The sequence below is a fragment of the Stenotrophomonas sp. 78350_Sma genome, from assembly GCF_056482105.1.
Genome location: NZ_CM151182.1, coordinates 340,966 through 347,500 on the forward strand (window position 1 = coordinate 340,966; position 6,535 = coordinate 347,500).

The following is a 6,535-nucleotide window of genomic DNA, read 5'->3' on the forward strand; positions in this document are numbered from 1 at the left end:
CTTTCCCCTGGTCGGTCAGCGGATGGAACGAACGCCGTACTGGGCCCGGTAGGCTTCCAGCGGCTGCCGGTAACCCACAAGTTCCGGGTTGCCGGAGGCAAAATCAAGCAGGTCGGCCAGCGACGCCACGGCGATCACCGGGATACCGGCTTCCTCGGCCACCGACTGCGCCGCCGAACGGCGGTCGGTCTCCGAAGCGATCTCCTGGCGGTCCAGCGCCACCACGATGCCGGCCGGGGTGCCACCGGCGGCGCGGATGATGCCCAGCGCTTCGCGGATCGCGGTACCGGCGGTGATCACGTCGTCGACGATCAGCACGCGCTTGCCCTGCATGTCGGCGCCGATCAGCTGGCCGCCTTCGCCGTGGTCCTTGGCTTCCTTGCGGTTGAACGACAGCGGCAGGTCGCGGCCACGCTGGGCCAGCTCACAGGCCATCGCGGTGGCCAGCGGAATGCCCTTGTAGGCCGGGCCGAACACCACGTCGTACTTGATCCCGCTGGCATCGATGGCATCGGCATAGCAGGCGCCGAGCTGGGACAGCAGCGAGCCGGAGTCGAAGCGCCCGGCGTTGAAGAAATAGGGGCTCAGCCGGCCGGACTTGAGGGTGAACTGGCCGAAGCGCAGGGCGTCGGCGGTCAGGGCCAGCTGCAGGAAACGGTGGCGGTGGTCGCTCATCAAAACTCGATTCATATTCATTTGGAGCACAAATCCTAATCCAGCTGGGCGTTTCGCGCTCGTCCGGCCCCGTGTGATGGCGTTCGCGGGCGCACCCGGCGGACTGCGCAGCCCCGCGGGCAACCGGTATGCTTGCCCGGTTTCCCGCCGTAGGTCTTCCGCATGCGCATCATCAGTTTCAACGCCAATGGCATCCGTTCCGCCGCGACCAAGGGCTTCCTCGACTGGTTCCGTGCCCAGGACGCCGACGTCCTGTGCATCCAGGAGACCAAGGCCCAGGAAGACCAGCTGACCGACCCGATGTTCCGCCCGGACGGCCACCACTGCTTCTACCGCGACGCCATCACCAAGAAGGGCTACAGCGGCGTGGCGATCTACAGCAAGCGCGAGCCGGACCAGGTCATCACCTCGCTGGGCTGGGCCCCGTTCGACGACGAAGGCCGCTACATCGAGGCACGCTACGGCAACCTCAGCGTGGTCTCCTTCTATATCCCGTCCGGCAGCTCGGGCGACCTGCGGCAGGGCTTCAAGTTCGAAGTGATGGAATGGCTGCGGCCGATCCTGGAGGAGTGGGCACGCAGTGGCCGCGACTACGTGCTGTGTGGCGACTGGAACATCGTGCGTTCGGCGCTGGACATCAAGAACTGGAAGTCCAACCAGAAGAATTCCGGGTGCCTGCCGGAGGAGCGCGACTGGCTCAACGCCCTCTGCGCCGACCACGGCCAGACCACCGATGTCACCGCCGGCCGCGGCTGGGCCGATGCCTACCGCCTGCTCAACCCCACCGGCGAGGACTACACCTGGTGGAGCAACCGCGGCGCCGCCCGTGCCAACAACGTCGGTTGGCGCATCGACTACCAGTTCATCACCCCGGGCCTGCGTGACCGCCTGCGCAGCTGCTCGATCTACCGCGACGAGCGCTTCTCCGACCACGCCCCGTTCACCGTGGACTACGACCTGTGACCGAGGCTGCCAAGCCGCGCCGACCGTGGCAGCAGGTGTTGTCCAACCTGAGCCAGCGCAAGGTGCTGGCGATGCTGCTGCTCGGCTTCAGTTCCGGTCTGCCGATCTACCTGGTGGGCAACACGCTCGGCTTCTGGATGCGCAAGGAAGGCATCGAGCTGAGCACGATCGGTTTCCTGTCATGGGTCGGGCTGGCCTACACCATGAAGTTCCTGTGGGCGCCGATCGTCGACAAGACCGACGTGCCCCTGTTCGGCCGCTTTGGCCGCCGCCGTGGCTGGATGCTGCTGTCGCAGCTGGTCGTGGTGGTGGGCCTGGTCGGCATGGCGCTGGTCCAGCCCAAGGGGGGGCAGATCCAGTTCCTGGGTATCGCCTGGCAGCACATCGTCGTGTTCGGCGTGATGGCCGTGATCGTAGCGTTTGCTTCGGCCACCCAGGACATCGTCATCGATGCCTGGCGCATTGAAAGTGCTGACAACAGCGAGCAGCTCGGCCTGCTGACCTCATCATCCGCGCTGGGCTATCGCACCGCATTGCTGGTCACCGATGCGCTGATCCTGATCATCGCGGCCCGTGTCGGCTGGCAGGTCTCGTACGAGATCATGGCGGTACTCATGGCGCTTGGCGTGGTGGCCGTGGTCATGGCCAGGGAACCCGCCAGGGAGGTGGCTGCCGTGCAGGCTCAGGCGACCTCGCTGTGGACGCCGCGTGGCCTGTTCGACGCCGTGGCCGGGCCGTTCATCGCCTTCGTCCGCGAGCACCGCAGCGGCGCGATCCTGATCCTGGTGGCCATCAGCGTCTATCGCATGGCCGACTTCGTCATGGGGCCGATGGCCAACCCCTTCTATGTCGATCTCGGCCTGGACGAAGATACCGTGGGCGCGGTGCGTGGTTCGGTCGGGCTGGTCGCGACGTTCGTCGGCATTGCCGCAGCGGGCCTGGTCTCGGTCCGCTGGGGCGTGCTGGCGGCGCTGATGGTGGGCGCGGTGCTGGGGCCGGCCTCCAACCTGGCGTTTGCCTGGCTGGCCTATTCCGGCCCGGACACAACCCATTTCGCCGTCGCCATGGCGATCGACAACTTCGCCAGCGGCTTCGCCGGAACGGCGCTGATCGCTTATATGTCGAGCTTGACCAGCATCGGATACACCGCCACCCAGTACGCGCTGCTGAGCTCGTTCTACGCGATGCCCGGCAAGGCCCTCAAGGGACTCTCGGGGTGGTCGGTACAGACGCTCGCGCAGGGCCGGACGCTGCTGGAAGGCTATGCACTGTTCTTCGTCGGTACCGCGCTGGTGGCGATCCCGGTGGTGATCCTGTGCGCCCTGTTGATCGTGCAGCAGCGTCGTCGCCAGGCCGCAAGCGCCGCCTGATTGCCTGCCCGGCCGGTCTGCGGGATCATCGCCCGGACGCGCCGAGGGGGCGGTGCCTTGCGAACGGGGAAGTGAGCATGGCCGACGTTGTGCTGCGGGACCTGGACCCGCTGCTGCTGGAACGTATCAAACGCGTCGCGGTCGCCCGCGGCTGGACCCACGAACAGACCTGTGCCGCCTTGCTGGAGCAGGGCCTGTTCAGCAGTGAGCTGGAAGTCCGCTCCGGCTTCGGCGATCCGGAAGTGGATGCCCTGTCCGATGCCATCGCCGCCCTGCAGGCCTTGCCCGCAGGGCAGGTCTTCGATTAGTGCCCATGTAGCGTCGAGCCACGCTCGACCGCCGTTCCCGGTAGATCCACGCCATGCGTGGATGACCACCTCACGCCAGGTGGATCGCCCCCAGGATCCGCGGGCCCTGGGCCCCGGTCACGCTCGGCAGGTTGCCGGCCAGCCCGTCCATCGTCCGCTGCGCCAGCCATGCAAAGCCCATTGCTTCCACGTACTCCGGGTCCAGCCCGTGTACCGCGCTGGATTCCACCTGCACGTCCGGCAGCCGTGCCGCCAGCCGCTTCATCAGCTGCCGGTTGCGCACACCGCCGCCACAGACCAGCAGGCGGCGGGTCCGCGGCTGCTGCGCCAGCAGCGCATCGGCCACCGTCGCCACGGTCAGCTCCAGCAGGGTCGCCTGCACATCGGCGGCAGCGTATTGGCCTTCGGCCATGTGGGCCTCGGCCCAGGCCAGGTGGAACTGCTCACGGCCGGTGCTCTTCGGTGGTGGCAGCGCGAACCACGGGTCCGAACGCCAGCCGGCCAGCAGGCCCTCGTCCACCGCGCCGCTGGCGGCGTAGGCGCCGTCGGCATCAAAGGTGCGGCCGGTGTGGCGCTGGCACCAGGCATCCATCAGCGCGTTGGCCGGGCCGGTATCGAAGCCACGCACCGCGCCTTCGCGCGGGATCAGGGTCAGGTTGGCGATGCCGCCCAGGTTGAGCACCGCGCGGTCTTCGTCGGCCGTGCCCAGCATGGCCAGGTGGAAGGCCGGCATCAGTGGCGCACCATGGCCCCCGGCCGCCACGTCGCGGCGGCGGAAGTCGGACACCGTGGTGATCCCGGTCAACTCGGCGATGCGGTTGCCGTCACCCAGCTGCACGGTGAAGGCGGGGTCGGCCAGCGGGCGGTGACGCACGGTCTGGCCGTGCGAGCCGATCGCGCGCACCTGGCGGCGGTCCACGCCGGCCTCGGCCAGCAGCTGGTTGGCGGCCTCGGCGAAACTGATCGCGATCCGCGCGTCCAGCTCGCCCAGTTCCTCCAGCGAATCCAGCGGCCCGCCTTCGCCCAGCGCCACCAGCCGGGCACGCAGCACCGGTTCCCAGCGGGCGGTCAGCCCATGCACGAAGCGGCAGCCGCCGGTGCTGGGGAACTGCACCAGTGCGGCATCGATGCCGTCGGCGCTGGTGCCTGACATCAGGCCCAGGTACAGGGGAGCAGTGGCGTCGGCAGTCGTGTTCATGGCGGGCATAAAAAAAGGACGCGGCAAGCTTGGGCTGCCGCGTCCTTCTTCGTCAACGCAGGGGCTCAGCCGCGCTTGCGGCCGGTGCTGCTCTTGTCCTTGGCGCTGGCCACCTCGGGGGCGGCCTCGTCGCGGCTGGTCGGTGCCGGGCTGGCGTCGGCGTAGATCAGCTTCTCCATGCCCTGGATCCGGGCCATCGCCGGCGCGGTCTGCGCGCGGAAGGCGACCAGCTCGGCGCCCTTCAGCGGCTCCGGCGGCGGCATGGTCACGGTCAGCGGGTTGCGGTGCTCGCCGTTGACGCGGAATTCGTAGTGCAGATGCGGGCCGGTGGCCAGGCCGGTCGAGCCGACATAGCCGATCACCGTGCCCTGGGCCACGCGCTGGCCGGTCTTGATGTTCGCAAAGCGCGACATGTGGCCGTACAGCGTGGTGTGGCCACGGCCGTGGTCCAGGATCACCACGTTGCCGTAGCCGCGCTGCACGCCGGCGAACTGCACGCGGGCATCGCCGGCGGCCATGATCGGGGTGCCGGTGCGCGCGGCGTAGTCCACGCCCTTGTGCATGCGCATCTTGCCCAGCACGGGGTGCTTGCGCGCACCGAAGGTCGAGCTCAGCCGCGCGAACGGGATCGGCATGCGGATGAAGCTCTTCTTCAGCGAACGGCCGTTGAGGTCGTAGTACTCGGACTTGCCGTTGCGGTCGAAGCGGAAGCCGGAATAGGTCTTGCCACCGGTGGTGAAGGTCGCCGCCAGGATCTTGCTGGTGTCCACCTTCTCGCCTTCGCGCCAGGTTTCGTCCATCACGACGCTGAAGCGGTCGCCCGGCTGCAGGTCCTTCGAGAAGTCGATGTCGTACTTGAAGATGTCATCGGTCATCGTCGCGATCGCCGACGGCGACAGCCCGGCGCGTCGGGCCGCGGCATACAGCGAGCTGGTGATCTCGCCGCTGGTGACCACCGTGCGCGTGGAGGTCTCGCGCTGGGTCACCTTCTCCTTGATGTCATCGCCGGCCAGGCTCAGCTCCACCCGGTTGTCGGCATCGCGGTCGAAGCGGATGCTGCGCAGGTCACCGGACAGCGGCATGTCGAAGGCGATCTCGGCGCCCGGGCGAAGCTTGGTCAGCGCCTCGCGCGCGCCCGGGTGGTCCAGTACCCGGTGCAGGGTGGTTGCCGGGATACCGGCCTTGTCGAACAGATCGCTCAGGGTCTGGCCGCGCTGCACGCGCAGCACCTGCCAGCTGTCACCGGGTACCTGCTGCTGGCGCGCCATGGTCAGCGGCGGCAACGGCAGCGCCAGGCTGGTATGGCTGTCGGCAAAGGGGGCGTCGATGGTGTGCGAGAAGCCCGGGACGATCGTTGCCACCAGGGCACCGATGGTCGCGAACAGGCTGGCATGCATCCAATGGCGCCGGGTCCAGCGCTCGTTGAAGGCGGCGGGAAGATGTTGCCTGAGCTTCCGATGCAGGGCGTTGTCGTGCAGGACGTGGAGGCGTTCCTGGAAGCGCTGCTTGCGTGCGCGCCCTTGTTCGGAATTGTGCATCGGCGGTTTTTTCCTGGCAGCCCGGGAGCGCGGGCCTGATCGCCGGTTACCATAGACACCTGAGAAAACCGCGTCAAACCCTTGTGCCCATTGGCTTTTGTGAAGCCAATCGGGTTAACTTTGCTTTAACACCCCACACAAGAATCGGCGTTGCCGGGAGTAGTCACGTGTCCTCGATTGAAGAAGCCCTTGCCCTGATCGGCCGCGGTGCCGACGAGATCCTCAAGCTCGAGGATCTGCGTGCGCGCCTGCAGGAAGGCCGCCCGCTGCGGATCAAGGCCGGCTTCGACCCCACCGCGCCCGACCTGCACCTGGGCCATACGGTGCTGCTGAACAAGATGCGCCAGTTCCAGGACCTCGGCCACCAGGTCATTTTCCTGATCGGCGACTTCACCGGCATGATCGGCGACCCGTCCGGCAAGAGCCTGACCCGCAAGCCGCTCAGCCGCGAGGACGTGCTGGCCAACGCCCGCACCTATGAGG

General features: G+C 67.7%; 7 protein-coding genes (1 of these 7 cut by a window edge). 4 read left to right on the forward strand and 3 right to left on the reverse strand.

The features are described from left to right. Positions 1 to 15: 15 nt before the first annotated feature. On the reverse strand, positions 16 to 675 hold the full coding sequence (gene pyrE / locus ACZK4H_RS01490) for an orotate phosphoribosyltransferase (RefSeq protein ID WP_005407772.1): 660 nt from the start codon (positions 673 to 675) through the stop codon (positions 16 to 18). Between the two features lie 162 nt (positions 676 to 837). On the opposite strand from pyrE, the gene ACZK4H_RS01495 reads away from it, so the two are divergent. The 3 genes from ACZK4H_RS01495 (at position 838) to ACZK4H_RS01505 (ending at position 3,316) form a co-directional block, all read left to right on the forward strand. Then, positions 838 to 1,638 carry an exodeoxyribonuclease III gene (locus tag ACZK4H_RS01495; protein WP_099603906.1) on the forward strand — a complete coding sequence of 267 codons (801 nt, stop codon included), beginning with the start codon at positions 838 to 840 and terminating at the stop codon, positions 1,636 to 1,638. Continuing rightward, positions 1,635 to 3,008: an AmpG family muropeptide MFS transporter gene (locus ACZK4H_RS01500; protein ID WP_099551464.1), complete on the forward strand. Its 1,374-nt coding sequence runs from the start codon at positions 1,635 to 1,637 to the stop codon at positions 3,006 to 3,008. The genes ACZK4H_RS01495 and ACZK4H_RS01500 overlap by 4 nt, the downstream gene beginning before the upstream one ends. A gap of 77 nt (positions 3,009 to 3,085) precedes the next feature. Beyond that, complete coding sequence (locus ACZK4H_RS01505; RefSeq protein ID WP_099551463.1) at positions 3,086 to 3,316, forward strand: hypothetical protein; 231 nt, start codon at positions 3,086 to 3,088, stop codon at positions 3,314 to 3,316. 70 nt (positions 3,317 to 3,386) lie between these two features. On the opposite strand, the gene ACZK4H_RS01510 is transcribed toward ACZK4H_RS01505, so the two are convergent. Both ACZK4H_RS01510 and ACZK4H_RS01515 read right to left on the reverse strand, forming a co-directional pair. Continuing rightward, the gene (locus tag ACZK4H_RS01510; protein ID WP_099551612.1) at positions 3,387 to 4,514 is read right to left on the reverse strand and encodes an anhydro-N-acetylmuramic acid kinase; all 1,128 of its coding nucleotides are present in this window, start codon (positions 4,512 to 4,514) and stop codon (positions 3,387 to 3,389) included. A gap of 65 nt (positions 4,515 to 4,579) precedes the next feature. Continuing rightward, positions 4,580 to 6,052: a M23 family metallopeptidase gene (locus tag ACZK4H_RS01515; protein ID WP_099551462.1), complete on the reverse strand. Its 1,473-nt coding sequence runs from the start codon at positions 6,050 to 6,052 to the stop codon at positions 4,580 to 4,582. Positions 6,053 to 6,219: 167 nt separating this feature from the next. Between ACZK4H_RS01515 and tyrS the strand changes: the two genes are divergently transcribed. Beyond that, positions 6,220 to 6,535 carry the start of a tyrosine--tRNA ligase gene (gene tyrS, locus ACZK4H_RS01520; RefSeq protein ID WP_099551461.1) on the forward strand. The gene runs 896 nt beyond the window's last position, so only the first 316 of its 1,212 coding nucleotides appear in the window; the start codon lies at positions 6,220 to 6,222; its stop codon lies off the right edge, out of view.

What these genes read in the sequence shown, in the direction of transcription:
- pyrE (WP_005407772.1), bottom strand. Translation starts at nt 675, where the DNA reads ATGAGCGACCACCGCCACCGTTTCCTGCAGCTGGCCCTGACCGCCGAC.
- ACZK4H_RS01495 (WP_099603906.1), top strand. Translation starts at nt 838, where the DNA reads ATGCGCATCATCAGTTTCAACGCCAATGGCATCCGTTCCGCCGCGACC.
- ACZK4H_RS01505 (WP_099551463.1), top strand. Translation starts at nt 3,086, where the DNA reads ATGGCCGACGTTGTGCTGCGGGACCTGGACCCGCTGCTGCTGGAACGT.
- ACZK4H_RS01510 (WP_099551612.1), bottom strand. Translation starts at nt 4,514, where the DNA reads ATGAACACGACTGCCGACGCCACTGCTCCCCTGTACCTGGGCCTGATG.
- ACZK4H_RS01515 (WP_099551462.1), bottom strand. Translation starts at nt 6,052, where the DNA reads ATGCACAATTCCGAACAAGGGCGCGCACGCAAGCAGCGCTTCCAGGAA.